The organism is Paraburkholderia sp. UCT2 (assembly GCF_014397665.1).
Taxonomy (GTDB): domain Bacteria; phylum Pseudomonadota; class Gammaproteobacteria; order Burkholderiales; family Burkholderiaceae; genus Paraburkholderia; species Paraburkholderia tuberum.
Genome location: NZ_VZQO01000147.1, coordinates 1 through 841 on the forward strand (window position 1 = coordinate 1; position 841 = coordinate 841).

Genomic DNA, 841 nt, shown 5'->3' on the forward strand with positions numbered 1-841 from the left:
CCGATGCTCGTCGTCGGCACGAAGAAGAACGGCAGGCCGATGCCTTGCAGCAGCAGCGGCAGTGCCACCTGCCAGAAGTCCATGTCCGAATTCGCATGGGTGCGGAACAGCGTCACCGAGCCGAGCAGCATCACGCCGGCAAACACCAGCCAGCGTCCATCGAACTTCGTCGACAGCCTGGCTGCAAACGGCGCGGCGACAACCGCGAAGATGCCCGTCGTCGCCTGGGCATACCCGGCCCACGTGGCCGTGTACCCCATATTGTTCTGCAGCCACAGTGGCGTGAGCACGGTGGCGCCGAAGTACGCGCCGAACGCCAGTGACATGGTGACCACACTCGCGGCAAAGCCGCGATGACGGAACACCCGCAGATCGACAATGGGATTACGCTCGGTCAGCTCCCAGATGAGGAAGGCGAGGAAACCAATCACCGCAACGATCGCGAGGACGCGAATTTCCATCGAGCTGAACCAGTCCTTGTCCTTGCCATCGTCGACCATGATCTGCAGCGCAGAGACCCAGATGATCAGCAGCACGAGCCCGACCGTGTCGATCCGCATCCGGATCTTCTCCGATTCGAAGCGCTTGAGCATCATCCAGCCGGCGTATCCGCAGATCAGCGAGACCGGCACGTTGATGAAGAAGATGTAGGACCAGTGGTAGTCGTCGCAGATGATACCGCCCAGCACGGGGCCCATCACCGGCGCAATCAGGGTCGTCATGCTCCACAGGCCAAGCGCCGCGGCGGCCTTCTCCTTCGGAAAGATGCGCAGCAGCAGGGTTTGCGAGAGCGGCATGAGCGGGCCGCCCGCGAGCCCCTGAAACACACGGTACAGGATCA

General features: G+C 62.4%; 1 protein-coding gene. It reads right to left on the bottom strand.

Features of this window, described 5'->3' with window-relative positions:
• Positions 1-841 (bottom strand): DHA2 family efflux MFS transporter permease subunit (locus tag F6X39_RS37770; RefSeq protein WP_187620159.1); only part of this gene is annotated, 841 nt, incomplete at both ends.